23 protein-coding genes are annotated in these 26,048 nt (G+C 59.2%); 16 read left to right on the forward strand and 7 right to left on the reverse strand.

What is annotated here, in order from left to right; translation table 11 throughout:
• The first annotated feature begins 14 nt into the window (after positions 1 to 14).
• From ACP7AL_RS17440 to ACP7AL_RS17470, 7 genes are all read left to right on the forward strand, one after another.
• Positions 15 to 266 (forward strand): AMP-binding enzyme, encoded by a 252-nt coding sequence (locus ACP7AL_RS17440; RefSeq protein WP_425993254.1) that lies wholly within the window; start codon positions 15 to 17, stop codon positions 264 to 266.
• A 2-nt stretch (positions 267 to 268) separates the two neighbouring features.
• Complete coding sequence (gene gabD / locus ACP7AL_RS17445; RefSeq protein ID WP_425993255.1) at positions 269 to 1,732, forward strand: NADP-dependent succinate-semialdehyde dehydrogenase; 1,464 nt, start codon at positions 269 to 271, stop codon at positions 1,730 to 1,732.
• Between the two features lie 114 nt (positions 1,733 to 1,846).
• Positions 1,847 to 2,791: an alpha/beta hydrolase gene (locus ACP7AL_RS17450; RefSeq protein WP_425993256.1), complete on the forward strand. Its 945-nt coding sequence runs from the start codon at positions 1,847 to 1,849 to the stop codon at positions 2,789 to 2,791.
• A 260-nt stretch (positions 2,792 to 3,051) separates the two neighbouring features.
• A complete protein-coding gene (locus ACP7AL_RS17455; RefSeq protein WP_425993257.1) occupies positions 3,052 to 4,041 on the forward strand; it encodes a fumarylacetoacetate hydrolase family protein in 990 nt (329 codons plus the stop codon).
• A gap of 103 nt (positions 4,042 to 4,144) precedes the next feature.
• Complete coding sequence (locus ACP7AL_RS17460; RefSeq protein WP_425993258.1) at positions 4,145 to 4,942, forward strand: enoyl-CoA hydratase/isomerase family protein; 798 nt, start codon at positions 4,145 to 4,147, stop codon at positions 4,940 to 4,942.
• A 1-nt stretch (position 4,943) separates the two neighbouring features.
• Entirely contained in the window at positions 4,944 to 6,206 is a 1,263-nt protein-coding gene (locus ACP7AL_RS17465) for a CaiB/BaiF CoA transferase family protein (protein ID WP_425993259.1), read from the forward strand.
• A gap of 415 nt (positions 6,207 to 6,621) precedes the next feature.
• Positions 6,622 to 7,188, forward strand: a complete 567-nt coding sequence (locus ACP7AL_RS17470; protein WP_425993260.1) for a winged helix-turn-helix transcriptional regulator — start codon at positions 6,622 to 6,624, stop codon at positions 7,186 to 7,188.
• A 39-nt stretch (positions 7,189 to 7,227) separates the two neighbouring features.
• Here ACP7AL_RS17470 and ACP7AL_RS17475 read toward each other — a convergent pair whose 3' ends face one another.
• Genes ACP7AL_RS17475 through ACP7AL_RS17485 form a run of 3 tightly spaced genes read right to left on the reverse strand, consistent with a single transcriptional unit; the run spans position 7,228 to position 10,944 of the window.
• Complete coding sequence (locus tag ACP7AL_RS17475; protein ID WP_425993261.1) at positions 7,228 to 8,085, reverse strand: FAD binding domain-containing protein; 858 nt, start codon at positions 8,083 to 8,085, stop codon at positions 7,228 to 7,230.
• Positions 8,082 to 10,454, reverse strand: coding sequence for a xanthine dehydrogenase family protein molybdopterin-binding subunit (locus ACP7AL_RS17480; protein WP_425993262.1), 2,373 nt, complete (start codon positions 10,452 to 10,454; stop codon positions 8,082 to 8,084). The genes ACP7AL_RS17475 and ACP7AL_RS17480 overlap by 4 nt, the downstream gene beginning before the upstream one ends.
• Positions 10,447 to 10,944, reverse strand: a complete 498-nt coding sequence (locus ACP7AL_RS17485; protein ID WP_006019539.1) for a (2Fe-2S)-binding protein — start codon at positions 10,942 to 10,944, stop codon at positions 10,447 to 10,449. Before ACP7AL_RS17485 ends, ACP7AL_RS17480 begins: the two co-directional genes overlap by 8 nt.
• 305 nt (positions 10,945 to 11,249) lie before the next feature.
• On the opposite strand from ACP7AL_RS17485, the gene ACP7AL_RS17490 reads away from it, so the two are divergent.
• The 9 genes from ACP7AL_RS17490 to ACP7AL_RS17530 all read left to right on the forward strand — a co-directional run bounded on the left by ACP7AL_RS17490 (position 11,250) and on the right by ACP7AL_RS17530 (position 19,981).
• Entirely contained in the window at positions 11,250 to 11,717 is a 468-nt protein-coding gene (locus ACP7AL_RS17490; protein ID WP_425993263.1) for a winged helix-turn-helix transcriptional regulator, read from the forward strand.
• A gap of 290 nt (positions 11,718 to 12,007) precedes the next feature.
• Positions 12,008 to 13,621, forward strand: coding sequence for an ABC transporter substrate-binding protein (locus tag ACP7AL_RS17495; RefSeq protein ID WP_425993264.1), 1,614 nt, complete (start codon positions 12,008 to 12,010; stop codon positions 13,619 to 13,621).
• 21 nt (positions 13,622 to 13,642) lie between these two features.
• Positions 13,643 to 14,656, forward strand: coding sequence for an ABC transporter permease (locus ACP7AL_RS17500; RefSeq protein ID WP_006019542.1), 1,014 nt, complete (start codon positions 13,643 to 13,645; stop codon positions 14,654 to 14,656).
• Positions 14,653 to 15,552: an ABC transporter permease gene (locus ACP7AL_RS17505; RefSeq protein ID WP_006019543.1), complete on the forward strand. Its 900-nt coding sequence runs from the start codon at positions 14,653 to 14,655 to the stop codon at positions 15,550 to 15,552. The genes ACP7AL_RS17500 and ACP7AL_RS17505 overlap by 4 nt, the downstream gene beginning before the upstream one ends.
• 3 nt (positions 15,553 to 15,555) lie before the next feature.
• Positions 15,556 to 17,271, forward strand: coding sequence for a dipeptide ABC transporter ATP-binding protein (locus ACP7AL_RS17510; RefSeq protein WP_425993265.1), 1,716 nt, complete (start codon positions 15,556 to 15,558; stop codon positions 17,269 to 17,271).
• A 17-nt stretch (positions 17,272 to 17,288) separates the two neighbouring features.
• Complete coding sequence (locus ACP7AL_RS17515; protein WP_425993266.1) at positions 17,289 to 17,471, forward strand: DUF4089 domain-containing protein; 183 nt, start codon at positions 17,289 to 17,291, stop codon at positions 17,469 to 17,471.
• The gene (locus tag ACP7AL_RS17520) at positions 17,461 to 18,876 is read left to right on the forward strand and encodes an AtzE family amidohydrolase (protein WP_425993267.1); all 1,416 of its coding nucleotides are present in this window, start codon (positions 17,461 to 17,463) and stop codon (positions 18,874 to 18,876) included. Before ACP7AL_RS17515 ends, ACP7AL_RS17520 begins: the two co-directional genes overlap by 11 nt.
• Positions 18,877 to 18,878: 2 nt before the next feature.
• The gene (hpxZ, locus tag ACP7AL_RS17525; RefSeq protein ID WP_192824454.1) at positions 18,879 to 19,280 is read left to right on the forward strand and encodes an oxalurate catabolism protein HpxZ; all 402 of its coding nucleotides are present in this window, start codon (positions 18,879 to 18,881) and stop codon (positions 19,278 to 19,280) included.
• 14 nt (positions 19,281 to 19,294) lie between these two features.
• Positions 19,295 to 19,981 (forward strand): GntR family transcriptional regulator, encoded by a 687-nt coding sequence (locus ACP7AL_RS17530; RefSeq protein ID WP_425993586.1) that lies wholly within the window; start codon positions 19,295 to 19,297, stop codon positions 19,979 to 19,981.
• A gap of 20 nt (positions 19,982 to 20,001) precedes the next feature.
• On the opposite strand, the gene ACP7AL_RS17535 is transcribed toward ACP7AL_RS17530, so the two are convergent.
• The 4 genes from ACP7AL_RS17535 to ACP7AL_RS17550 all read right to left on the reverse strand — a co-directional run bounded on the left by ACP7AL_RS17535 (position 20,002) and on the right by ACP7AL_RS17550 (position 25,759).
• Entirely contained in the window at positions 20,002 to 20,241 is a 240-nt protein-coding gene (locus ACP7AL_RS17535; protein ID WP_425993268.1) for a DUF6489 family protein, read from the reverse strand.
• 101 nt (positions 20,242 to 20,342) lie between these two features.
• On the reverse strand, positions 20,343 to 21,647 hold the full coding sequence (gene pncB, locus ACP7AL_RS17540; protein ID WP_425993269.1) for a nicotinate phosphoribosyltransferase: 1,305 nt from the start codon (positions 21,645 to 21,647) through the stop codon (positions 20,343 to 20,345).
• Positions 21,648 to 21,698: 51 nt separating this feature from the next.
• Positions 21,699 to 25,271, reverse strand: coding sequence for a molybdopterin cofactor-binding domain-containing protein (locus ACP7AL_RS17545; RefSeq protein ID WP_425993270.1), 3,573 nt, complete (start codon positions 25,269 to 25,271; stop codon positions 21,699 to 21,701).
• Complete coding sequence (locus ACP7AL_RS17550; RefSeq protein WP_425993587.1) at positions 25,271 to 25,759, reverse strand: (2Fe-2S)-binding protein; 489 nt, start codon at positions 25,757 to 25,759, stop codon at positions 25,271 to 25,273. Before ACP7AL_RS17550 ends, ACP7AL_RS17545 begins: the two co-directional genes overlap by 1 nt.
• Between the last annotated feature and the right edge of the window lie 289 nt (positions 25,760 to 26,048).

The raw sequence follows: 26,048 nt of genomic DNA on the forward strand, positions 1-26,048 counted from the left end.
CCGGGACGCTGGTGATGGGGTCGTGCGGCCTGCCGCTTTGGGGTCTTGCCGTCCGGATTGTTTCGCCGGCATTGTTCGTTGTTGCCAGGACCGGCACGAATTTAGGAACCAAGGACATCCTCAATCATTGCCGTGGACATCTGTCGTCCTACAAGGTTCCGTTCTCGGTTCATTTCGTGGACGAGATTCCGCGCACGGGATCTGGTAAGATTATCCGGTTTAAATTGCGCGAAACGCTCGTCACATCCGTTAACAAGGCATCATAAAAATGGCTTCGAAATTGACGCTGAAAGACCCTTCTCTTCTGCGAGATGCCTGCTTTATCGGTGGCGAGTGGATTGCCGCGGACGGCGGCGGCACGATCAACGTCGATAATCCGGCGAACGGCGATCTGGTTGGCAGCGTCCCCAACATGGGCGCCGGGGAAACCAGGCGCGCGATTGAACTGGCAAATGCCGCGCTTCCAGCGTGGCGGGCAAAGACCGCTAAGGAGCGTTCCGCAATTCTGCGCAAGTGGTTCGACCTGATGATTGCCAATCAGGATGACCTTGCAGCCATCATGACGGCCGAACAGGGCAAGCCGTTGGCGGAGAGCAAGGGCGAGATCGCCTACGCGGCGAGTTTTATCGAGTGGTTCGCAGAGGAGGGTAAGCGCATTTACGGTGATACGATTCCGCCTTTCACTTCGGATCGACGCATCGTTGTGCTGAAGCAGCCTATCGGTGTATGCGCTGCGATTACGCCGTGGAATTTCCCAGCCGCAATGATTACCCGCAAGGCGGGACCGGCGCTTGCGGCAGGCTGCACGATGGTGGTGAAACCGGCCAGCCAGACGCCGCTCTCCGCACTGGCCCTGGCCGTACTTGCCGAAAGGGCGGGCGTGCCGAAGGGCGTGTTCTCCGTGGTGACGGGATCGGCCTCTGCGATCGGCGGCGAGATGACGTCCAATCCGATCGTGCGCAAGGTCACCTTCACGGGCTCGACCGAGATTGGCAAGAAACTGATGGAGCAGAGCGCGTCCACCGTGAAACGAACGTCGATGGAACTCGGCGGCAATGCGCCGTTCATTGTGTTCGACGACGCGGACATCGATGCTGCCGTAAAGGGTGCGATGGCGTCAAAGTATCGCAATGCCGGGCAGACCTGCGTCTGCGTGAATCGTATTTTCGCGCAGGACAAGATTTACGACGCGTTTGTTGAAAAGTTATCGCAGGCGGTTCGTGGTCTGAAGGTCGGCGATGGATTTGGCGACGGTGTCACCATCGGACCGCTGATCAACATGGCTGCGGTCGAGAAGGTCGAAGAGCATATTGCCGACGCGACCGGCAAGGGTGCCAAGGTGGCGGTGGGCGGTAAGCGTCATGCTCTCGGGCGGACCTTTTACGAGCCGACAGTGCTGACCGGCACGACGCCGGATATGCTGATCTTTCGAGAGGAGACGTTCGGTCCGGTGGCCCCGGTGTTCAGGTTCAAGAATGAAGAAGAGGCTATCCGCCTCGCCAACGACACCGAATTCGGGCTGGCCGCTTACTTCTACGGCCGCGATATCGGCCGGGTATGGCGCGTCGCCGAGGCGCTTGAGTACGGCATGGTCGGCATCAACGAAGGCATCATTTCAACCGAGGTCGCCCCCTTCGGCGGTGTCAAGGAAAGCGGCAATGGCCGCGAGGGCTCCAAGTACGGCATCGAGGATTATCTCGAAATCAAGTACCTCTGTATGGGCGGAATCTGACAGTCGCTCATTCCAAACGCGACACTTCAAGGGGCAGCATCGACAGCGGAAAGGCCGCACGTTAACAATTCCCGCAAGTAAGATAACGGTCTGTCCTGGCCCACGGGGAGTTGTATGCCAGTTGTTCTTGATCCGGATGCAGCTGCTGTCCTTAACGCTTTCCGTGAAGCTCGCCGCCCGCCGTATGAAACGCTTTCTCCGGCTGAAGCCCGCCAGATGTATCTGGCGAGCCGCGTTGTTTCCAATCCCGAACCGCCCCGTATTGCATCAGCGGAATCGATAACGATACCTGGGCCGGGTGGAGCGATTCCGGCGCGCCTCTACAAGCCGCTGACCTTGAGACAGGCAGAGGGGCTGTCACCATGCCTCGTCTTTTTTCACGGTGGCGGCTGGGTCATCGGCAATCTCGAGTCCCATGATGTGGTCTGCCGCACGCTTGCCGATGAGGGGCAGCTCATTGTGGTGTCGATCGACTATCGGCTCGCACCGGAGCACAAATTTCCCGCGGCGGTCGATGATGCCATTGCCGCGACGGAGTGGATTTCTGCGAACGCCCGTGAGTTGAAGATAGACCAGAGCCGGCTGATGGTGGGCGGCGACAGTGCCGGCGGTAACCTCGCTGCAATCGTAGCCATCCATGCGCGGGCTGCAGGACCGAAAATCGCCGGTCAGGTTCTGATCTACCCTGCGACCGATTTTTCAATGAGCCATCCCTCTCACAGCGAACCTGAGACCGACGCCTTGCTGACGCATTCCGTGGTCCGCTGGTTTCGCGGGCACTATCTGAGCAATGAAGCCGACTCCGGAGATTGGCGGGCTTCTCCGGCGGTCGTAGAGCAGCTTGAAGGTTTGCCGCCTGCAATTGTGCTGACGGCCGGAGCTGATCCGTTGCGCGACGAAGGCGATGAGTTCGCCAGGCGGCTCAGCGATGCGGGCGTGCCAGTCGCGCACCGGACATATCCCGGTCAATTCCACGGCTTTATCACCATGGGCAAACTCCTTCCCAAGGCGAATGACGCGCTGCGCGAAATCGGCAACTGGCTGAAGGCCTTGGGATAACCCGCGCCGGTTTTGCGCCGGCCTCTGCATAGCTGCCCTGCCGCAGGACTTTGCTGACGATCTCGCTGCGGAGACTACGAATGGTCTCAAGCAGATGCGCGCGGGTACGGCGGCTGCGATTCTGGCTTTAGAGACATCGGCCGTTCTCCGACGCGCGGTTCGCGGAGATAATGACTTGCAAAATGCAAGTCATTATCTATTCTGAGCGAAACGGAGCGGAAATTGCAGCTCCTGCCAAAAAATCTCGGAGGAATGGGCTGGTGAAGCTTGCAACATGCCGTCTGAATGACAAGGAACGCGTCGCGATTGTGCATCACGGCGACACGAGTTTGTTCGATATCGCTGCGGCCTCTTCACGCGCCGGAAATGCCAACCCGGCATTCAATTCCATGATCGCGCTGATTGACGGCGGCGAGGCTGCGCTCGATCAGGCCAGAGCGTTGTTCGAGCGTTATGGCCGCGACGCGGATCTGTCGACGGCTGTTTCCGGTGCCGAAATCCTGGCGCCTCTTCCGGAGCCACGTCAGATGCGGGACGGCATGTCGTTTCCGCTACACATCCGCCAGTCGCCTCGCGGCCAACTGAAGCTTAAGGCCCGAGCGGAAGGCAACAAAGCCGAATTGGCCCGCCTCGAAGCAGAGCCACTGCCTGAACTTCCTGAAATCTACCGCAAGCAGCCGATTTACTACATCACCAATCGGTTCAGTGTGAAGGGTACCAACACGACCGTCAAATGGCCGCGCTACAGCAAGGTCATGGACTATGAGCTTGAATTCGGCGTCGTCACCAAGGGCAAGGGTGCGAACATCTCGGCTGCAAGGGCGCGGGATCATATTTTCGGCTATACGATCTTCAACGACTTTTCTGCTCGCGATGCCCAGCGTGTCGAGATGGAAGGCCGGCTTGGCCCTGCAAAGGGCAAAAGCTTCGATGGCGGCAATGTGCTCGGGCCGTGGATCGTTACGCCCGATGAAATCGGCGATCCCTACAAGCTGAATATGGAAGTTCGCGTCAATGGAGAGGTTCGCTCCAAAGGTGTGAGCGATGGCATGCTCTTCTCGTTTGAAGAGATCATCCAGCATGTCACCCAGGACGAGACCTTGATGCCGGGCGAGTTCATCGGCTCCGGTACGGTCGGAAATGGATGCGGCCTCGAACTTGGCTGGTTCCTTGAGCATGGCGACGAGATTGAGCTCGAGGTTCAGAACATCGGCGTGCTGAAGAACCGCGTCGAGCGGCAGGATGGCTGACCTGCGTCAATCTAAACTTGCAAACTGAAAGTCGTTAGCTAGGCTTGATTTATCAAAGGCATTGGCGCGGATGAATGCGCCTGCGAAAAACGGGAGAGTCGTCTTGTCTGAGGATGCACTGGTTACGCGCGAACAGCGCGGCAATATCTCAATACTGACCATGGTTTATCGGCCCTATAATTTGCTGGGCCCCAAGCTCATCAATGCCATTGTTGAAAAGGTTGAAGAAGCGCAGAAAGACGGCAGCCGTGCGATCGTGATCCGCAGCGGCTTGCGGCATTTTTCCGCGGGCGCCGATCTCGACATCTTCGACAAGCGTGTTTCGGAAGGCAGCGGCGATCAGACCAACGAGAATCGGCGGCTCACCGGTGTTGAATTCCTTCGGTTCATGGAATTACTGCCGATCCCGCTGATCGCCAGCGTGCACGGTGTCTGCCTTGGCGGCGGGCTCGAACTCGCATTGAGCTGCGACTACATCATTGCGGCTTCGTCGGCGAAGATCGGTTCGGTGGAGGCGACGCTTGGTCTTCATCCGCTGCTGGGTGGAATCCAGCGTCAGGTCCAGCGCATCGGCGCACAGCGCGCCAAGGAAATGTCCATGCTGGCGCGGCGCTACGATGCACCGACCTTGGAGAAATGGGGCTTGATCAATCTCACCGTGCCTGAGGAGTCGCTGGAAAGCGCGACGATGTCGGTTGCGGAAGAGTTCGCGCAGGGGCCGACATTGGCTCACGCGGCCACCAAGCAGCTCGTGTATATTGCAGTCAATGAAGGCGTTGACGCTGCTGACGAGGCCATGGCCCGTATTCAGGCGCCGATCTGGTCATCCGAAGATCTCAAGGCCGGTCTTGCATCCTTCCGCAAGAACGGTCCGGGTCTCGCCAAATTCGCGGGGCGCTGACATGAGTGGCCCTCTTAGCGGAATCCGCATCGTCGATTTCTCCCGCGTGCTGGCGGGTCCCTTGTGTGCACGTACGTTGCAGGACCTCGGTGCCGAGGTCATTAAGATCGAACCGCCGAGCCCCGATGTGTCGCGCTTTGCGTTTCCATCGACGGATGGCATGTCGGGCTATTACGCCCAGCAGAACGCCGGAAAGCGGAACGTCAGCATCAATCTGAATCTGCCGGGCGCGTATGAACTGGTGCTTAAGCTGTGTGACACAGCGGACATTGTGGTGGAGAACTTTCGCGCGGGAACGCTCGGCTTCTTCGGCCTCGATTACGAAACGTTGTCGAAGCGCAATCCGCGCTTGATCTATGCGTCCATCACAGGCTACGGCCAGAGTGGCCCGTGGCGCAGCCGCATGGCCTACGCACCGACGGTGCAGGCCGAGGCGGGATTCACGCACAACAGCGTGCGGCACTACGGCGAAGCGCTTGCGGAGCCGCGCACCGACAGCCTGTCGCATGCCGACGTCTACACAGGGCTCCAAGCGGTCATCGCCATTCTCGCCGCGCTCAACAGCCGTCAGAAGTCGGGTAAGGGCCAATACATCGATGTGGCCATGGCGGCAACGCTGCTGGCGATCAATGAGCGTGCCCATCTCGATATGTCCGATGACGATATCGGCGCGGAGCCCGCGATCCTTGGCGCAACGGATTGCTCGTTCTTCACCGGGCCGAACGGTGAGCATTTCACGGTGGCGACCAGCATCGTCGGAAGCCGCACGTTTCCGTCATGGCTGCGCGCCATGCGGAGGGTCGATCTGATGGACGATCCGCGGTTCTCGTCGGCCGCGGCCCGTCGTCTGAATTTCGGTGCGTTGCATCAAATCATCCAGTCGTGGATGCTGACGTTCCCCGACATGGCGACCCTCGATGCCCAATTCGATGAAGCCAAGATCGCGATGGGCGAGATCCGCTCGACCAAGGATCTCATCAAATCGGAGTGGAGCGAATACTGGGGTGCAGTCCAACACGTGTCGGATCGTAACGGTGGCGAATATCGTCTGCCTGGTCGGCCGTGGCATTTCTCCGGCGATGAGCTGACGCCGATCGGAACACCGGCTTTCCAGGGTGAGCATAACTATGCGGTGTTCAGCGAACTCGGCATCCCCGAGTCGGAATTGAAGCGTCTGGTAGAGGCAGGTGTGCTCGTTTCGCATCCTCGCGCATCGCAGCCGGAGCCGTCTGTAAAGGCGAAGGAATCCGGCCAGGCGGCCTGATTATCCTGTTTCACGGATCGAGATCGTCGGCCGCGCGTCATGCGCGGCCGAAACGGGAGATTGTGTCTGGAGGACGCCGAGATGCGCGCAATCACATCCATGGCCTGTGCAATGGCGATTGCCATACTCGCCTGCGGCGATGCCAGCGCCGCGGAGAAGAAATACGATACCGGTGCAACCGACAGGTAGATGATCTTGCCCCCATAAAATCCATGCAACTCCGCCGCTTGGTGGGAGAACGGTGGCAGCCGTTCGGCACCGTCATCGACGCTACTTCCGGTCCTTGACAGTGCGGGGCAGCAAGACATCGAGGCGGTTCAAAACCCTACTAAAAGCGGGCATGAGGGTGCTGGACAGACGAACATAGGCCTCCGATATTGTGCGGCGGCAAGATTCGAGGATTGAAAGACCTGCAATGGCCGATGTGAAGCGAAGCCGTATTGCCAATAAGGAGTGTTCGGTGGCTCGCGCCATGGAAGCTGTGGGAGACCGGTGGTCGATCCTGCTGCTGCGCGAGGCCTATTACGGCGTCAAGCGCTTCGATGAATTCCAATACTATATCGGAATAGCTCCGAACATTCTCAGTACCCGCCTGAAGAAACTCGTCGACGCCGGGATCATGACCCGTGTTCCTCTGTCTGAACATGCCGGCCGATATGAGTATGTATTGACCGAAAAGGGCCGGGATTTCTTTCCGACCTATCTGGCGCTCAAAAAATGGGGTGACGACTGGCTAGCCGAGCCTGCGGGACCGCAGGTCGTTTTCCACGACCGGTCCAATGGTCAGGAGGTGCAGTATCCCCAGTTGTTGACAGCGCGCGGTAAACCCCTACGTCTTGAAGATATCGAGATTGTTGCCGGCTCCGGTGCCGTCCCGTTTAACCGGAAGAGATTTGGTGCGGCCGCTGCTAGTCCCGCGGCTGACCGGGGCAGGACAGCCGCAAAGCCCCGTGGCTCATCTTCGAGACGGAAGAGCAAATAGACCGCGTGCGACCCCATTGCGGGTCACACACATCTGCGATCATGCGGTCCCGGCCAGCGACGTCAGCGCCCTTGCGACCTCAGTCTTGACGAGGTGTTGGCGATACTCTGCTGATGCATAGTGATCGGACAGACATGGGGCTTGCTCACTCGCAAGCCGCGCGGCTGCTTCGATCGTTTCTCGCCCAAGGGCTTTACCGGCCAGATACCCAGTTGCCGTATCGGCCGCGAAGGCGTGACCAGTCGCGCCGGTGATCCCGATGGCGATGTTCGAGACGACGCCATCATTCAGGGATGCGGCGACCGCAATGCCGACCACGGCATAGCCGCTCGCAGGATGCCGGATCTTGCGGTACCTGAACTGAGTTCCGGTTTCAGGATGCGGAATATGGACCGCCACCAGAACTTCGTCAGTTTCAAGCGCAGTTGTGAATATGTCGACGAAGAAATCTGCTGCGCCGATGCGCCGGGAGCCGCTGGGACCTGCGATCTCCAGTTCTGCCTTCAGCGCGATAACGACGGCTGGCCAGTCGGCCGCGGGATCAGCGTTGGCCAGCGAACCGCCGATGGTGCCGCGATTGCGCACCTGGGGGTCGGCGATGATGTCCGCGGCCTGACGGAAGATCGGCAGTACGTCGTGCAACTCCCGAGATGCCAGGAGTTCAGCATGTTTGGTCAGCGCCCCGATCCTGATCCCGTCACTAACCTCGATTCCTTTCAGTTCTGCGATGCTTCCGATATCGATCAGCAACGCCGGCGATGCCAGCCGCAGCTTCAATGTCGGGATCAGCGTATGGCCCCCGGCAACGAGCTTCGTGCCATCGGGGTCCTTCTGCAACAGGCCGATCACCTCAGAGAGCGAAGTCGCGCGGACGTAGTCGAAGGATGCCGGGATCATTGAGTTACTCCTGCGCGTGCCTGTTGAACCGCGGACCAGATACGCGGTGGCGTCATCGGCATATCCAAATGCAAAATTTCGAACGGCGACAGTGCGTCGAGCACCGCGTGAACCATGCATGGCGGGGCTGCGATGGACCCGCTTTCGCCAACACCCTTGACGCCGATCGGGTTGGTTGGAGACGGCGTCTCCTGAAACGATGACCGTATATTGGGAACATGCTCCGCGCGCGGAACTGCATAGTCCAGCAATGAGCCGGTCATCAATTGCCCCGTGTCCGGATCGTAACTGACCTCTTCGTACAGAGCCTGGGCGATGCCCTGCACAACGCCACCATGAATTTGTCCAGCTGCAAGCAGGGGATTGATGATCGTACCGACATCATCCACCGCGACATAATCGAGGATATCGACCATGCCGGTTTCAGGATCGACTTCGATATAGGCCATATGGATTCCAGAAGGCGATCCCATACCAGCCGGATCGTAAAACGTCGTTTCGTCAAGACCCGGCTCCATCCCGTCAGGCAGCTTGTGACCGACATAGGCCATGCGGGCGATCTTGCCGAAGCTGAGTGGTGCGATGTCTGTACCCGGCACGCTGAATTCCCCGGCCCGGTACGAAACGTCCTTTTCGTCGACCTCCAGCATGCTTGCTGCGATCTTCCGGGCTTTGGCGACGATCCGTTGCGATGTGACGTGAACGCTCGATCCGCCGACTGCCATGGAACGAGAATTGAAAGTGCCGTGGCCGGCCTGAACCTGCCGCGTATCGCCCTGCACGATGTCGATGCTTTCGATCGGAATCTGAAGAACGTCTGCGGCGATCTGGGCAAGTGACGTGTTGTGGCCGTGGCCCTGGCTCATGGAGCCGGAGAAGATCGTGGCGCGCCCGCTCGAGTCGATGCTTACACGGGCGCTTTCCCAGCCTCCGCGATTGAATCCCATCAGTGACAGGCGGCGCGATGGGGCCATGCCGCACATATGAGTGTAAGCGGCGACGCCAATACCGCGATAACGGCCCTGACTGCGCAACTGATCGCGTTCGGCGATCCGCTCATCGTACTTGAAAGTCTCCAGAGCTTTTGCCAGCAAGCCCTGGTAGTTGCCGCTGTCGTAGATCACAGCCGGTCCGTTATAAGGCCGATGAGGGAAGTCGGCGCGCTGAATGAAATTCCGTTTGCGCACTTCGACCTGATCGAGCTTCAGATGACGTGCGACCGCGTCGATGGCACGCTCAGCGATGTATCCGCCTTCGGGGCGGCCATAACCGCGGTAGGCATCGACCGGCACGGTATTGGTGACAACGACCCGGGAGAATGCCTCGTAGTTGTCGATCTTATACGTGCCTGTGCCGAAGTTGACCGTGTTTACCGTGGGGCCGCCGGACGCCATGTTCGACAGGTAGGCACCGACGTTGCCGAGCGTTTCAACTCTCAGTCCGAGAATCTTTCCATCGTTGCGGAATGCAACCTCGATGGTCTCGGTATGGGCGCGCCCGTGGTTGGTGGATTGATGGCTCTCCGAGCGCGACTCCCACCATTTCACCGGCACGCCGAGCTGGCGCGCAAGATAAGGGCAGAGCAGTTCCTCGGGATAAAGATGCATCTTTGCGCCGAACCCGCCGCCGATGTCCGGCGCGACGATCCGGATCTGGTGCTCAGGAATGCGGACCGTATCGGCGATCCAGCGCCTGTGCATGTGAGGAACCTGACTCTGAATGTTGACGGTCAGCGTTCCATCGACGTTCGGCTCCGCAAGGATGGAGCGCGTCTCCATACAGGTGGGTATCAGGCGGTTGTTGATCACACGAAGCTTGATCACGTGGTCCGCTTCGCTGGCGGCCTTCTTGTAGTCACCACCGCCAATCTTATAGAGCGTCGTAATGTTCTTCGGTACGTTATCATGAAGCTGCGGCGCACCCTCGCGGATGGCGGCCTCTTCATCGATGACGGCAGGGAGCGTCTCGTAATCAACTTCGATCAATCCGACAGCGTCGTGAGCCAGGGCCTGCGTTTCGGCGACGACGACCGCAACGCATTCGCCGACGAAGCGGACGCGATCCACCGCAACAACCGGACGATCTGGGACCTTGGTCCCCGGAATGACCCAGTTGGGTTCTATCGAGCCCATTTTTCCGATGAGGTCGGCACCGGACAAAACAAGATGAACACCTGGCGCGCTCTGAGCCGTAGAAAGATCAACATGCTTGATGACGGCATGGGCATGCGGCGAGCGGAGAATCGCCATGTGGAGCATGCCTGGCGACTTCATGTCGTCCGTATAGCGCCCCTTACCGGTAATGAACTTGAAGTCTTCGCGTCGCCGCAACGGCTGACCCATGTACCTGATGGCGGCTGCTTCAGTCATGATGATGTGCTCCCGCTGCAAGCGATTCAACCGCCCGCACGATGTTGTGGTAGCCGGTGCAGCGGCAAATGTTGCCGGTGAGGTTGTGGCGGATTTCGTCTTCCGTGGGATTCGGGTGTTGCTTGAGCAACTGGCGAACGCTCATGATCATTCCCGGCGTGCAGAAACCGCATTGCAGGGCGTGATGTTCGTGAAACGCTGCTTGAATGGGATGCAGAGCGCCGCCAGCCGGTGCTAGGCCCTCGATCGTCGTGATGGACGACCCATCGGCCATTACAGCGAGAACGGTGCAGGATTTGACCGCTTGTCCATCGATATCCACCGTGCATGCGCCGCACTGCGAGGTGTCGCAGCCGACATGCGTTCCGGTCAGATTCAGATCGTCCCGAAGCAGATGGACCAGCAGCTTGCGCGCCTCCACCGACGCGGCCTGGCGTATGCCGTTGACGGTCAACGTCACCGTGTGTTGTTTTTCGTTGGTCTCTGGCACTTGTTCCTCCGATATACGCGTTGCCGTTCGACGGCTGTTTGATTGGGCGGATACCGCCGCTGCCTCAGGAGAAGCTGATGTTCGCTATATCGATAGCGACAGGTGCAGGGACGGCAGTGCTATCCGGGTTGCGGCGCAGCGCGCGCCGAAGCTTGCTCATGGTTGCCGTCCCTAGACCGCTTTTGCGATGTCGTTGTTTTCGCGCCGTCTCAGTCCGGTCCCGAGAAGACTGGACGGTCAGTTACTCTAATGATAAGAGTTAATAGGAGGCAAGTACTTTTATGAAGTCAAAAGGCTTTGAGGGAATGGCGTGCTCGATCGCCGGCGTATTGGCCGCGATCGGCGATCGATGGGCCGTGCTGATTTTGCGCGACCTCTCATTCGGTCTGAGCAAGTATGAGGATTTGCGCCGCTCGACCGGAGTGACCAACGCGACGCTGTCCGATCGGCTCAAGCACCTCGAAGAAAACGCGTTGATTGAGCGCCGCCGCTATCAGGTGAACCCAGAGCGCTACGAATACATTCTGACGCGAAAGGGCAGGGACACGATCCTGTTGACCCAGGCGCTGATTCAGGTGGGGGACAAGTGGGAGGTGTCCGGAAGGGCTGGGCCGCCGCTCAAGTTTACCAATCGAAAGACCGGCGGGGCCGTGAAGCTTGCGATGGTTGACCAGGACACAGGCGAAACCGTTCAACTGAACGACTTGCAGCCGCAAGCGGGTCCCGGGGCTGACGATCTCGTCCGGTGGCGCCTGACCTATCTGCGCAGCTAAGCAGGTGCGTTACGCACCGAGATCGCTGATCGAAATTGCTCACATTGGACCGCGATAATGCTGTGCGTTGGCTCGGACAAAATCTGTGCATTGCGAAAATGAGCACAAAAAATATGCATACGATCATCTTTGTATGCAATCTGATAGTTGCAAATAGCCGGCTTGCCCTTCTTGATTTCTGAAATCCATCAATAAGACAGCATCTTAGTCGGGTTTTAGTACCTTCTTAAGATTTGGCACGAAGCTTGCGAAGTCATCTCCAGCGAAGTCTCAACGCGTTGGAGAACATCATGAAGCGTCGCGATTTTCTGAAGACGGTCACCGGAGCAGCGGCGGGTGCAGCGCTACCGGGACCGGCGATCTGGTCTGCCGCAAAGGCGGACGCGCGGTCTGAAACGCTGCTGATCGTATCCGAAAGCGGCCCCAACAATCTGGATATCCACGGTGTCGGCACCAATGTGCCTGGATACGAAGTATCCTGGAATTGCTACGACCGCCTCATCACCCATGAGATGAAAACCGGCGCCAACGGCGTTCCGTATTACGACCGCGACAAGTTCAAGCCTGAACTGGCTGAGGACATGAACGTCGGCGATATGTCGGTGACGTTCAAACTGAAGAAAAAGGCCACCTTTCATGACGGCGCGCCGGTGACGGCAAAGGATGTGAAATGGTCGCTTGACCGTGCCGTGAGCGTCGGTGGCTTCCCGACTTTTCAGATGAGCGCAGGCTCGCTCACCAAGCCCGAGCAGTTCGTTATCGTCGACGACAATACGGTGCGCGTGGATTTCGCGAAGAAGGATCGCCTCACGATTCCTGATCTCGCGGTGATCGTTCCCTGCATCGTCAATTCCGAACTGGTGAAGAAAAGCGCGACCGAGAAAGATCCGTGGGGCCTCGAATACACCAAACAGAACACCGCGGGCTCCGGCGCCTATCAGGTCAAGAGCTGGACCGCCGGGACCGAAGTGGTGATGGAGCGCAACGAAAACTGGGTCGGCGGACCGATGCCGAAGATCAAGCGCGTTATATGGCGCATGGTCCCGCAGTCCGGCAACCGGCGGGCACTGCTGGAACGCGGCGATGCCGACATTTCCTATGATCTGCCCAACAAGGACTTCGTCGAGCTGAAGGATTCCGGCAAGCTCAACATTGTATCGACGCCATACTCAAACGGCGTTCAGTACATCGGCATGAATGTCACCCAGCCGCCGTTCGACAATCCGAAGGTGCGCCAGGCCGTCGCCTATGCGCTGCCTTACCAGAAGATTATGGATGCAGTGTTGTTCGGGCTCGCGAAGCCAATGTTCGGCGGCACCGGCGGGACGGAAGTCGCTTGGCCCCAGCCGCACAAGTTCAACACCGACATCGCAAAGGCCAAAGCTCTCCTCGCGGAGGCTGGTTACCCGAACGGCTTTGAAACCACGCTCTCGTTCGATCTCGGTTTTGCCGGTGTCAACGAGCCGCTTTGCATTCTGGTTCAGGAAAGCCTTGGCCAGATCGGCATCAAGACTACCATTAACAAGATCCCCGGCGCCAACTGGCGTACAGAGCTAAACAAGAAGGTGCTGCCGCTTTATACCAACGTATTCTCCGGATGGCTCGACTATCCCGAATACTTCTTCATCTGGTGCTACAGCGGCAAGAATTCGATCTTCAACACGATGAGTTACAAATCGCCGGAGATGGACAAGTTCATCAACGGCGCAGTCGATGCCGCCGCGATCGGCGACACGCCCACCTACGACAAGGACGTAAGGGGCTTTGTTGATCTCGCCTACACGGACATTCCGCGCATTCCGCTGTATCAGCCCTACGTCAACGTCGCGATGCAGAAGAATGTCTCAGGCTATCAGTACTGGTTCCATCGCCGTCTCGATTATCGCGCACTGGTGAAGGCGTAACGGTCAGGGCGGGGACGTTCCATGCTCGGAATGATCGGAAAAAGGCTGGCGTTTGCGATCCCGAGTTTGATCGGGGTCGTGATTGTCACGTTTCTTCTGACCCGCGCGTTGCCGGGAGATCCGGCGGCTTATTTCGCAGGACCTGCGGCGACCAAGGAGGCCATTGAGCAAATTCGCAAGAAACTCGGTCTCGACAAGCCGCTGATCGAGCAGTTTGTGCGCTACACTGTGGATTTGTCGAAAGGCGACTTCGGGAATTCGCTCACCACCGGCCAGCCGGTCGCAACGGAAATCCGCAATCGGCTGCCCGCGTCAGCAGAATTGACCCTGACCGGGTTGCTGATTGCCGTGTCGATTGCGATTCCGCTGGGTATTTTGGCTGCGACGCGGCCGGGCTCATGGATCGATCATCTCTGCCGCGTTCTGACAACTGCCGGCGTATCGCTGCCGGTGTTTTTCACGGGTCTGGTGCTTGTCTATGTGTTCTATTTCAAGCTTGGCTGGTCACCGGCGCCACTCGGCCGTTTGGATGTATTTGCCAGCGCGCCGCCTGCGGTTACCGGATTTTACCTGATAGACAGCTTGCTCGCACGAAACTTTGAGACGTTTCGTTCGGCGCTGAGTCAGTTGATCCTGCCCGCGGCTACGCTCGCGATCTTCTCACTCGCGCCGATTGCACGCATGACCCGCGCCTCGATGCTGGCCGTTCTGGCGTCGGACTTTGTCCGAACCGCGCGGGCAAGCGGATTATCTCCGTCCAAGGTCATCGTCACTTACGCGTTTCGCAACGCGATGCTGCCGGTGATTACCACGCTGAGCATGGTCTTCTCATTCCTCCTCGGCGCCAACGTGCTGGTGGAGAAAGTTTTCGCGTGGCCCGGAATCGGCTCCTACGCGGTTGAGGCGTTGATCTCGTCTGATTTCGCGCCGGTACAGGGCTTTGTTCTGACGATGGCAGTCATGTATGTGCTGCTTAACCTGGTCATCGACATTCTTTATGGCGTCATCGATCCGCGCGTGAGGTTGGAAGGATGAGCACTGTCGCACCCGTTGCCGAAATCGCATCAACCACCCAGGCCTCCGGCTTTAAGGCCACGCTCCAGCACGCACGATATATCCTGGGTGAGAACCTCGTCACGGCGTTCGCCTTCGGACTTCTTGTTCTGATTGTTTTTGCGGCGGTGTTCGGTCCCTCGATCGTGCCTTACGATCCGCTGGCCAGTAATACTGCCCAGGCGTTGAAACCGCCCTCGGCGGCACACTGGTTCGGCACCGACCAGCTCGGGCGTGACATCCTGAGCCGGGTGATTGTTGCGACCCGGCTCGACTTCTTCATCGCAGCCGCTTCAGTTGTGCTTGTGTTCTTCATGGGCGGCATTGCGGGAATTGCTGCAGGCTATTTCGGTGGATGGACCGATCGCATTGTGGGACGTATCGCCGACACCATAATGGCATTTCCGCTATTCGTGCTTGCGATGGGCATCGTCGCTGCACTCGGAAACACAGTGCAGAATATCATTATTGCCACGGCGATCGTGAACTTCCCGCTCTACGTGCGCGTGGCGCGTGCCGAAGCTAACGTCCGCCGTGATGCGGGTTTCGTGCAAGCGGCCAGATTGTCCGGCAATGGCGAGTATCGAATCCTGCTCGGGCACATTTTGCCCAACATCATGCCGATCATGATCGTCCAGATGTCGCTGACTATGGGATACGCGATCCTCAACGCCGCGGGCCTCTCCTTTATCGGGCTTGGTGTGCGTCCGCCGACGGCGGAGTGGGGGATCATGGTTGCTGAAGGCGCGACTTTCATGGTCTCGGGGGAATGGTGGATCGCATTCTTTCCCGGTCTCGCGCTGATGATCGCGGTGTTCTGCTTCAATCTGCTCGGCGACGGACTGCGCGACATCGTCGATCCGCAGCGGAGGACATAACGGATGACCGCGATGCCGTTGCTCGACGTCAATGACCTCACGGTCGAGTTTGCGACCCGGCGCGGCATCGTTCGCGCCATTCAGAAGGTCAATGTCAGTGTCGCCAAGGGCGAGACGCTGGGCATTGTCGGGGAATCCGGCTCCGGAAAATCGGTGACGTCTTATGCGGTGATGCGGATTCTCGACCGCGCCGGCAAGATTGCCGACGGTTCCATCATGTTTTCCGGGATCGACGTCAAGAATGCGTCCGAGACCGAGATGCGCGATTTGCGCGGGCGCGAGATGTCGATGATTTTCCAGAATCCGCGAGCCGCGCTCAATCCGATCCGAAAGGTCGGCGACCAGATCGAGGATGTGCTGCGCCAGCACGTTCAGGCGACATCCAATGACCGTGGCGAAAAGGCAATTGAAGCACTGGAACAGGTGAAAATCGCACGCCCGCGCGAACGCTACCATGCCTATCCATTTGAGTTGTCCGGCGGCATGTGCCAACGCGTCGTCATTGCTCTCGCATTGGCATGCAATCCCCAGCTTCTGATCGCGGACGAGCCGACCACTGGTCTTGATGTTACCACCCAAAAGGCGGTGATGGACCTGATCGTGGAATTGACCAAAAGCCGCGGAATGTCCACCATCCTCATCACACACGATCTCGGGCTTGCGGCGGCTTATTGCGACCGCGTCATGGTGATGGAAAAAGGAAACGTCGTCGAGACCGCGCTTTCAAAGGATATTTTTGCCAAACCCGAGCATCCCTATACGCGCAAGCTGATGCGGGCGACCCCGAGACTCGGCGTTTCGCTGCGGGATTTGCTGTCCGATGAGGACAGGGCTGCGTTGCCCGTTCCACGGGAAGGAATCGAGTCGGCGCAAGTGGATGCGGCTCCGCTTCTGGTCGTCGACAAACTCGTCAAGGAATATCCACGTCAGGGTGTGTCAAAAACCCTGTCTTCGCTGTTCGGCCGTAAGCCGCCAGTCGAGCCGGAACAGTTTCGGGCCGTTGATGGCATCAGTTTCTCGGTCAATCGCGGGGAAAGCGTCGGCCTCGTCGGTGAATCCGGTTGCGGGAAATCCACCACATCCATGATGGTCATGCGCCTGCTCGACCAGACCTCGGGGCGGATCGTGTTTGGCGGCGAAGACATCAGCGCGATTGCGCCCAATGCCTTTGCGCGATTGCCGCTGCGCAAGCGCATCCAGATGGTGTTTCAGGATCCCACCGACAGTCTCAATCCGCGGTTCACGGCAGCGCGGGCCATTGCCGATCCGATCATCCAACTGGGTGACATCAAGGGGGGCGCTGCGTTGCGTGCCCGCTGCGAGGAATTGGCGTGTCAGGTCGGTTTGCCGCTATCGCTGCTCGATCGCTTTCCGCATCAGATGTCTGGAGGTCAGAAGGCGCGTGTCGGCATCGCCCGCGCGATTGCGTTGAAGCCCGACCTGATCATACTCGATGAACCCACCGCCGCGCTCGACGTGTCGGTGCAGGCGGTGGTCTTGAATCTTTTGCAGGATCTCAAGCAGTCGATGGGTATGAGTTACCTGTTCGTCTCACATGATCTGAATGTGGTGCGGCTCCTGTGTGATCGGGTCATCGTGATGCGCAGCGGGCGCATCGTCGAGCAAGGACAAACCGAGACAGTGCTTGGCGCACCCCAGGATGCCTATACACGCGAGTTGTTATCGGCGATTCCACATCCACCGCTTCCCGTGCATTGAAGGTTGCCGAGACAGACATGTCATCTGATCCGCTTGAAACTTACATCGATGCCGCCGCGGCAGTCCTTGGCCTGCCCATTGAGCCGGTCTGGAAGCCTGCTGTTCGCGCCAATCTGGACGTCTCGCTGAAGATGGCGCGCATGATTCAGGAGTTTCCGCTGCCTGACGAAATCGAGCCGGCGAGCGTCTATGAAGCCTGATGCCGTCTTACCCGTCGAAATGGACTGGTCATCGGCATCGGAGATTGCCGATGCGGTTTCGTCTGGCCGGGTGTCCGCCATCGATGTAACCAATGGAGCCCTGAGGCGGATTGCGGCGCACGACTCCAGGCTGAATTCATTCACCGATCTCGTTGCCGCCCGCGCACGGGAGACAGCGAGTAGGGTCGACGCGACAATTGCTGCCGGCGGTGAAGCTGGCCCGCTTGCGGGTGTGCCGTTTGCGGTGAAGAATCTCTTTGACATCGAAGGCCTGCCGACCCGTGCCGGATCGAAGATCAATCGCGACCGTACTGTTTCAAGCCGCGATGCGACTCTGATTGAACGTCTGGAGGCCGCGGGCGCGGTTCTGGTTGGCGCGCTCAACATGGGCGAATATGCCTACGACTTCACTGGCGAGAATGTTCACGACGGTCCTTCGCGCAATCCGCATGATATCACGCGGATGTCTGGAGGTTCATCCGGTGGTTCAGGCAGCGCGGTGGGCGGTGGCCTCGTCCCGTTGGCGCTCGGCTCAGACACCAATGGATCGATCCGTGTGCCGTCATCATTTTGCGGGATATTCGGCTTGAAGCCGACTTACGGCAGATTGTCGCGCGCCCGGTCGTTTCCGTTTGTGGCAAGTTTTGATCATCTCGGACCATTTGCGCGAACGACCAAGGATCTGGCGATCGCTTACGATGCAATGCAAGGACCCGATGCTGACGATGCGGCGTGCGTGGATCGTCCGACCGAGCCTTTGACCCAGTTGCTAGGGCAGGGCATTGGTAACTTGCGGATCGCTGTCGCGGGAGGTTACTTCAGGAGCTCTCTTTCACCCGAAGCGCGGGAAGCCGTGGCTCGCGTCGCAAACGCATTGTCGGTGACGCGGGAGGTTGAACTTCCGGAAGCCGCGCGGGCTCGCGCTGCGGCCTTCGTGATCACCACAAGCGAAGGAGCGTCACTGCATCTCGACCGGTTGCGGAGCCGGCCGAGCGATTTCGATCCAGCGGTCCGGGACAGGCTTTTCGCGGGGGCAATGATTCCGTCAGCATACGTGGATCGCGCGCAGAAATTTCGCCGTTGGTACCGGACAAAAGTCATGGAATTGTTCGAGATGGTCGATGTGATTTTGGCGCCATCGACGCCGTGTGTTGCGCCAAAGCTTGGTCAAACGACTTTCGTTCTGGATGGAGTCGAGATGCTGGTTCGGCCTAACATTGGAATTCACACCCAGCCAATTTCGTTCATCGGGCTCCCGGTCGCCGCCGTGCCGGTCCCACTCAACCCGATGCCGATCGGTGTCCAGATCATTGCTGCGCCCTGGCGAGAGGATGTGGTCCTGCGCGTATCATATGCCCTCGAACAGGCCGGGGTGGTCCGTGCGCCACGGCCAAAGGAATTTTGAGAATGGCAATCGAGGTCAACTTGCCGGACGTCGTTGCCGAAGTGACAGAGGCCTTCGCGCGCTACGAGAAAGCCCTGACGTCCAACGATGTTGCAACGCTCGACGCGCTATTCCGCAAGGACCCGAATACCATTCGCTACGGCATTGGCGAAAACCTCTACGGCTATGAGGCAATCGCCGCATTTCGTGCGGCGCGCAATCCGGCAGGTCTGATGCGAGAGCTGTCGAAAACAGTCATCACCGCCTATGGCCGCGATACTGCGGTCGCTTCCACGCTATTCAGTCGGACATCTGCGCCTGGCAGAGTGGGGCGGCAGATGCAGACATGGGTGCGTTTCGCGGACGGCTGGCGGATCGTGGCTGCCCATGTAAGCCTGATCGACACACCGAATGAAAAGCCATGATCATTGAACCGGAAATGTCGGCAGGTGAAGCACGGGCAGCACGCGGAACTGCGGCTACAGGCAAGCGCACGCTCGCGGAAGAACTGCGGTTGCAATTGGCCGACGATATTGTACGCGGGGCACTGGAGCCGGGATCGTCGCTTGACGAATCCGAGATTGCGAGGCGTTTCAATGTTTCGCGCACGCCGGTTCGTGAAGCGCTTCGGCAGTTGGTGGCTAGCGGCCTGGTAAATTCGCGCGCCCACCGCGGCGCGGTGGTGGCGAGACCGACCATCGAGCAGCTCAACAGCATGTTCGAGGCGATGGCTGAACTTGAAGCTTTATGTGCTGGCCTTGCCGCAGAACGGATGCCAATTGTTCAGCGGAACGAGCTGGAAGTGCTCCATGAGCGGCTGCGGCTCTTGAGTTATGATGGCAATCCGCAGTTATTTCATGAAGCCAACGAGGCATTCCATAACGCAATCTATGCCGGCTCCCAGAATGGGTATGTCGCTGAAATGGCTTTAGCGACACGGGTTCGTGTGCAGCCGTTCAGGCGAGCGCAGTTCCGTAATCTCGGCCGTCTTGCGAAATCCTACGTGGAGCACGACAGGGTCGTTGTGGCCATCATGCGCGGCGACAGGACGGGAGCTGCGAACGCCATGCGCGATCACATTGAAACTGTTCGCGAGGAATACGAAGTTTACGCGGTGTCGCTGTAGAGTGCGGATCTCGGTACGTTCTACTTTTTGGTCCCGCCGCCGGCCAGTCCGCCGAACATCTTGAACATATCGCCGACCTGTTCGGGGTTGAACGACATCCAGTTGCGCAGGATCGCGTCGGGCGACATGCTGGCAACACCGGCAAGAAGCCTTTCCTCGATCTGTTTCATGGCTTTTTCCTGCATCGGCTGAATGTTCGGAAGTCCAAGGAACTCGCGGGCTTCCTGCGGTGTGCAGTCAATGTTGACCGTTATTTTCATGAGTTCGCCCTCAACAGGTGACCACGTGTCATAGGATCGTGGCCTTGTGCGTAACGTATACGCGATGAATCTCAAATGGAAATTGGCCGCGAAGCGCGCAGCTACACGTGAACCGCGCTTCGGATGCGGCCTGCGTTGCCGAACACGAGTAAATAGCGTGCAATCTCGGAAGGATTGCCGGTCGCCTTTTCAGGATTGTCAGAAAGCTTGACGGCTGGCCGACCGTTGACGGCAGTCACCTTGCAAACCAGCGAAATCGGATCGAGATCGGCAGTCCCGTCCGGCGCGCATCCTACGAAGTCGTTGGTGAGGTTTGTGCCCCAGCCGAAGCTCGTTCTGACGCGCCCGGCAAAATATCGATGCGTTTCCTCAATCGATCCGACATCCATCCCGTCGGAGAAGATCAGAAGTTTTTCTTTCGGATCGCGGCCCTTCTCCTTCCACCATTTGATGATCTCTTCGCCCGCAGCAATCGGCGGGGCACTGTCGGGCCGAAAGCCGGTCCAGTCCGCCACCCAATCCGGAGCGTCGCGCAGAAATGCTTTTGTGCCGAACGCATCGGGCAAGGCGATAAGAAGGTTTCCGTCGTAGGTGTGGCGCCATTGATCGAGGATGAGGTAGGGCGCCCAGCGAAGTTCGGCGTCGTCCTTCGCCAGGGCAGCCGCTACCATCGGTAGTTCATGTGCGTTCGTGCCGATAGCTTCGAGGTCATTGTCCATCGCGAGCAATACATTCGATGTGCCGGTGAACGCCGGCCCCAATCCTTCCTTGACGGCTTCCACACACCAGCGCTGCCAGAGAAAGCCGTGCCGCCGCCGCGTTCCGAAATCCGAGAGCCGCAAGCCTTCCAGTTTGCGCAGCCGCTCGACCTTGGACCAGAGTTTCGCCTTGGCGCGTGCATAGAGCACGTCGAGAACGAAGCGCCCCTGGCCCTTCATCGCTTGCCGCGACCGCAGTTCATTGATGATCGCAAGAGCGGGAATTTCCCACATCGTGGTGTGGGTCCACGGGCCGTGGAAATGCAGTTCGTATTGGCCGTCGACTGTACGGAGCTCGTATTCCGGAAGCTGGAAGGTCGCGAGCCAGTTGATGAAATCCGGCGAGAACATCTGGGTCTTGCCGTAGAAGGTGTTACCCGCGAGCCAGATCAGTTCTTTCTTGGCGAAGCGTACTGTACGGGCATGATCCAACTGCGCGCGAAGTTCTCCCTCGTCGATCACCTCGCCAAGGCGGACGTGATGGGTGCGGTTGATCACCGAAAACGTCACATGCTCGTCCGGATAGAATTCCCGGATCATCTGAAGCATCAGGAGCTTGTAGAAATCGGTGTCGAGCAGGCTGCGGACGATCGGATCCAGCCGCCAGCCGTGATTGTAGGTTCGTGAAGCGATATCTGTAATAGCCATGCGGGGATCATATCCGGCTCCCTTGCGGGCAGCCAGTCACCGGGGGCTATTTTATGGCCTGCCTGCACGGCGTGCCCGGCCTATCGCCGCGGCCACGTCGGCCCACGGCGCCTTATCGGGGGCGAACTGCTGTCTCAGGTATGAGACGAGCTCCATGATCTGCTGGTCATTAAGACTGTTTTTGAATGCGGGCATGTAGCCGAGATCGCTGGAGACCGGCTGTTCGATGCCGTGCAGAATAACCTGAACGAGATTGTCGGGGGAGGCACTGTGAACGTTGCTGTTCAGCGCCAGTGAGGGTTTGCTGCCGAACAGCACGGGACCACCCACTTGATGGCACACGGCGCAGGCGCCGTCATAGATGCGCGCGCCGGCTGACGATGCGGAAGCTGATTTCACGCCTGTCGACGCTTCCAGCCGTGCTGCCAATGCTTCCTGAGCCGACGGGGTGAGCGCCGTGTCGTTAAAGGAGGCAAGATAGACCGCCATGGCGCGGATATCGCTGTCGGGCACGGATGCAAGATCCCTGACGATCGGCGCCATCGGCCCGGCAGCAACGCCGTGGAAACGGGATATCCCTGTTCGCAAATAGGCAAAGAGCTCGTCCTCGCTCCAGGGGATCGGCGCATGCGACAGGCCGGTGAGTGGCGGCGCTTCCCAGCCTTCCGCCATTCCACCGGCCAGATAGGTCTTGGTGGTTCTCTCTGCGCCCAATGCATTGCGCGGGGTATGGCAGGCGCCGCAATGACCCAGGCTTTCGACCAGATAGGCTCCGCGATTCCAGACCGGCGATTGCTTCGGGTCGGGCTCGAAGACGACTGGCTTGTGAAACAGTGCATTCCAGCCCGCCAGCAGAGGGCGGAGGTTAAAGGGGAACGTCAGCGCGTTTTCCCGGTTGGTCGCGCGCACCGGCGTCTGCGCCATCAGATAGGCGTAGAGCGCTTGCAAATCGGCATAAGTCGTTTTGGCAAAGTGATTGTAGGGAAACGCGGGATAGAGCTGCCGGCCATCGCGATGGATGCCTTCGCGCATCGACCGTTCGAAGGCTGGATAAGACCATGCGCCGATTCCGGTTTCGGGATCGGGGGTGATGTTGGTGCTGTAGATGACGCCGAATGGCGTCTCGAGCGCGCGCCCCCCGGCATTGACGACGCCGTTGGCCTCGGTGTGGCATACCGCGCAATTGCCGAGTGCGGCGAGCCGCTGTCCCCGAGCGATGGTCGCCACCGAATAGGTCGATGCGTCCGGCCGTGCAATTGGTGCGATTGAACGCCACGGCAGCACCGTAGCGGCGACGCCGACAACAGCGGTGCATGCTGCGAGGGCACCTGCAAATACGGTGCGGCGTTTGAGAAACGGGTCTCTTTGACGTCGCGTCGGCCGTTCTTGCTGCTTCAGCCAGGGTTCAGGCAAAGCACTTGGTTGTGCAGGCCCTTGACCGCGCAATCCGGCGAGGATGCGATCGGGAGTGAACGGCGGTTCGCGAAACCGAACGCCGGTTGCGTCGAAGATGGCGTTGGCAATGGCTGCTGCACTGGGGACGGAGGCCGACTCACCGACACCAAGAGGGGGCTGGTCTTGACGCGGCAGCATCAGCACGTCGATTTTCGGGACGTCCGGGAACTTGATGATCGGATAGGCGCCCCATTCCCGGCTCGCCACCGTGGTCCGGTCAAACGAGACCTCCTCCATTAGCGCGCGGCTGGTGGACTGAATAACGTTGCCGTGGATTTGGTGGCGCACACCGTCCGGATTGATCATCAGCCCGGAATCCTGCCCCGCAACCACGCGCGTCACACTCACGTCGCCGGTTGATTTGTTGACCGCGACATCGGCGACCCAGGCCGACCATGCCGCGCCATATCCAGGGAACTTGCTGTGGACGTAAAGAGCATAGGCAAAGCCGCGTCCGCGGACCACGTCGCCTTCGGCTTCCGGTTCTTTCCAGATCGGGCGGGGAGTCCAGTCGGCGCGTTCCGCAACGGCATGAACCAGATCGACTGCGCGCGGGTCCTTCAGATAGCGCAGCCGGTATTCGATCGGATCGACACCGGCTTCGGTGGCCAGTTCATCAATGTAGGATTCATGCGCGAAAGTATTCGGCAATGCCGATACGCCGCGAAACCATGATGCGCGCACGATTGGCGGCATGTCGTGCGCGACAACGCGGATGGCATCGTAATCGTAGGGCGGGATTGCGGTCCTGTCGCCCATCTCAAAGACAGCGGGCACCGGAGGAATTGTCCCGGTCAGCAACAGCGCCAGCGTCGGCGCGCCGTTCGATGGATAACGCGTGGTGAAGTCGTAAGCCGCAACGCTGCCGTCCGCACGCAGGCCGCCGTTGACGTCCATCAGTTGCGCGGTGCCCTTCGGCTCCCAGGCATGCTCCTGCTCGCGTGTCAGTTGCACGCGCACCGGGCGGCCCACGGCTCGCGACAGCAGGACGGCGTCAGCGGACACGTCATCTGCGCAGTTGCGGCCATAACAACCCGCAGCTTCCATCCGGATCACGTCGATCTGCGATTCGGGCAGCGACAGGAGCAATGCGAGATCGGACCGGAGAATGTGAGGATTTTGCGTGCCGGACCACACCCGCACCATGCCGTCCTGTACGTCTGCGACCGAGCAGGACGGCCCGATCGACCCGTGCATCTGGTACGGCCAGACATAGGTTCGTTTGATAGGTTTGTCAGCGGATGCAATGGCGGCATCGACGTCGCCTTTATCGATCAACGTGCGCGGCGTGCCGGGATTGGCACGGAGCGCGGTTTCAATGTCCTGAAGATCGGGCAGCGTTGGTGTCGGCTTCCAGGTGACCTTGAGCTGGGCTGCCGCCTTGATCGCATTTTCTTCGCGCTCGGCAACGACCCCGACGAAATCACCGATCTGCACCACCGAGACCATGCCGGGGATATCGCGGACTGACGATTCATCGACGGCGATGAGGCTGGTGCCGACAAAGTTTCCGGCATCGACCCCGGCATAGGGCGGGCGGACCACACGGCCATGCAGCATTCCCGGCACGCGCACGTCATGCACATAGACCAGTTCACCGGTTGCCTTGGCCGGAAGGTCTACTCGCCGCGTCGATTGTCCGACAATCCTGTAGGCATCCACCGGCTTGACCGGGACATCGTCGGCGAGTTCAAGCCGGATGCTTTCGTCCGCGATGAGTTCACCGTAGCTGACACTGCGGTTGTCGTGACCGCGAACCAAGCCGTCCTCTATCGACAAATCGCTGACCGGAAGATCGAGTTTCTCCGCAGCCCGCGCCATCAGAAAATGGCGTGCCTGCGCGGCCGCTTTGCGCAGCGGGACGGCCGTGATCTGGATGGTTTCGCTGGCGATGGTGGCGCCCTGATTGGGCACAACCGAGGTATCGCCCAGCACAACGACCACGCGCGCAAAAGAGACGTCGAGTTCTTCCGCGACGATTTGACCAAGGGCAGTCCGGATGCCGGTTCCGAGATCGACGTGACCGTTGAAGGCCGTAACAGTCCCGTTCGCCGCGATCTTGATAAAAGTCTCGAAAGCCGGTTCATCCGCACCCGAAAAAGCCGGGCGAACAACGAACAGCGTTCCCGAAAGCAGGGGCTGGCGGTCCATCTCCGAATCGACCGCCATTACTTGTGTCCCTCAGCGACGTGGCCGGCAGCGCGCATCACCGCGCGCAGGATTTCGACGTGCGCACCGCAACGGCAAAGGTTGTACTGCAATGTACTGAGCACTTCAGATTCGGAAGGATGTGGATTCTGCATCAGCAGCGCCTTAGTCGTCATGATCATGCCGTTGAGGCAGTAGCCGCATTGCGCGGCCTGCTCCTCGATGAACGCCTGTTGTACCGGATCAAGGTGATCGCGCGATCCAAGACCTTCGAGCGTGATAACGTCTCGGTGCACGCAGCCGCTGATTGGAATGACGCATGAACGCGCCGCCACACCGTCGATGATGACTGTGCACGCGCCGCATTCCCCAAGTCCGCAGCCGAACTTCGGCCCATTCAATTCGAGATCGTTGCGCAGCACGTAGAGCAGGGCGGTGTCCGGCGCGGCATCGACATCATGAATTCTGCCGTTGACGGTCAGGCGGATCGTTGTTTGCGTTGTGCTCATCGTCGCGGCCCGCTCTGCTGCGCTGCAAACACCAGCAACGCGTTGCCCGACGATACCGTTTGTATACAAACGTGCAAGCCAAGCGATGGAACGGAAACGCCGCACTCCCTGCGGCATGATGCATTGCACGATTTGTGAACACGAACGGTAGGCAATTGAGTTTTTATTCGGCAGTCCAGAATTTCGCGCGCGGCGGCGCTTGACAGGTTTCGGGTCTGCGCGCAACATCGTTCGTGTACGAACAAAATGCCGGATGTGGACGGACGGAATTTTATCCTCGCGGCATCGG

Source organism: Afipia sp. DC4300-2b1, assembly GCF_049895725.1.
GTDB classification, from domain to species: Bacteria; Pseudomonadota; Alphaproteobacteria; order Rhizobiales; family Xanthobacteraceae; genus Afipia; species Afipia broomeae.

Excerpts from the sequence above, each read along its gene's own strand:
- ACP7AL_RS17450 (WP_425993256.1), top strand. The coding sequence starts at position 1,847 with ATGCCAGTTGTTCTTGATCCGGATGCAGCTGCTGTCCTTAACGCTTTC.
- gabD (WP_425993255.1), top strand. The coding sequence starts at position 269 with ATGGCTTCGAAATTGACGCTGAAAGACCCTTCTCTTCTGCGAGATGCC.
- ACP7AL_RS17545 (WP_425993270.1), bottom strand. The coding sequence starts at position 25,271 with ATGGCGGTCGATTCGGAGATGGACCGCCAGCCCCTGCTTTCGGGAACG.
- ACP7AL_RS17475 (WP_425993261.1), bottom strand. The coding sequence starts at position 8,085 with ATGATCCCGGCATCCTTCGACTACGTCCGCGCGACTTCGCTCTCTGAG.
- ACP7AL_RS17490 (WP_425993263.1), top strand. The coding sequence starts at position 11,250 with ATGGCGTGCTCGATCGCCGGCGTATTGGCCGCGATCGGCGATCGATGG.
- ACP7AL_RS17480 (WP_425993262.1), bottom strand. The coding sequence starts at position 10,454 with ATGACTGAAGCAGCCGCCATCAGGTACATGGGTCAGCCGTTGCGGCGA.
- ACP7AL_RS17495 (WP_425993264.1), top strand. The coding sequence starts at position 12,008 with ATGAAGCGTCGCGATTTTCTGAAGACGGTCACCGGAGCAGCGGCGGGT.
- hpxZ (WP_192824454.1), top strand. The coding sequence starts at position 18,879 with ATGGCAATCGAGGTCAACTTGCCGGACGTCGTTGCCGAAGTGACAGAG.
- ACP7AL_RS17535 (WP_425993268.1), bottom strand. The coding sequence starts at position 20,241 with ATGAAAATAACGGTCAACATTGACTGCACACCGCAGGAAGCCCGCGAG.
- ACP7AL_RS17515 (WP_425993266.1), top strand. The coding sequence starts at position 17,289 with ATGTCATCTGATCCGCTTGAAACTTACATCGATGCCGCCGCGGCAGTC.
- ACP7AL_RS17510 (WP_425993265.1), top strand. The coding sequence starts at position 15,556 with ATGACCGCGATGCCGTTGCTCGACGTCAATGACCTCACGGTCGAGTTT.
- ACP7AL_RS17505 (WP_006019543.1), top strand. The coding sequence starts at position 14,653 with ATGAGCACTGTCGCACCCGTTGCCGAAATCGCATCAACCACCCAGGCC.
- pncB (WP_425993269.1), bottom strand. The coding sequence starts at position 21,647 with ATGGCTATTACAGATATCGCTTCACGAACCTACAATCACGGCTGGCGG.
- ACP7AL_RS17470 (WP_425993260.1), top strand. The coding sequence starts at position 6,622 with ATGGCCGATGTGAAGCGAAGCCGTATTGCCAATAAGGAGTGTTCGGTG.
- ACP7AL_RS17550 (WP_425993587.1), bottom strand. The coding sequence starts at position 25,759 with ATGAGCACAACGCAAACAACGATCCGCCTGACCGTCAACGGCAGAATT.
- ACP7AL_RS17530 (WP_425993586.1), top strand. The coding sequence starts at position 19,295 with ATGTCGGCAGGTGAAGCACGGGCAGCACGCGGAACTGCGGCTACAGGC.
- ACP7AL_RS17500 (WP_006019542.1), top strand. The coding sequence starts at position 13,643 with ATGCTCGGAATGATCGGAAAAAGGCTGGCGTTTGCGATCCCGAGTTTG.
- ACP7AL_RS17465 (WP_425993259.1), top strand. The coding sequence starts at position 4,944 with ATGAGTGGCCCTCTTAGCGGAATCCGCATCGTCGATTTCTCCCGCGTG.
- ACP7AL_RS17440 (WP_425993254.1), top strand. The coding sequence starts at position 15 with ATGGGGTCGTGCGGCCTGCCGCTTTGGGGTCTTGCCGTCCGGATTGTT.
- ACP7AL_RS17520 (WP_425993267.1), top strand. The coding sequence starts at position 17,461 with ATGAAGCCTGATGCCGTCTTACCCGTCGAAATGGACTGGTCATCGGCA.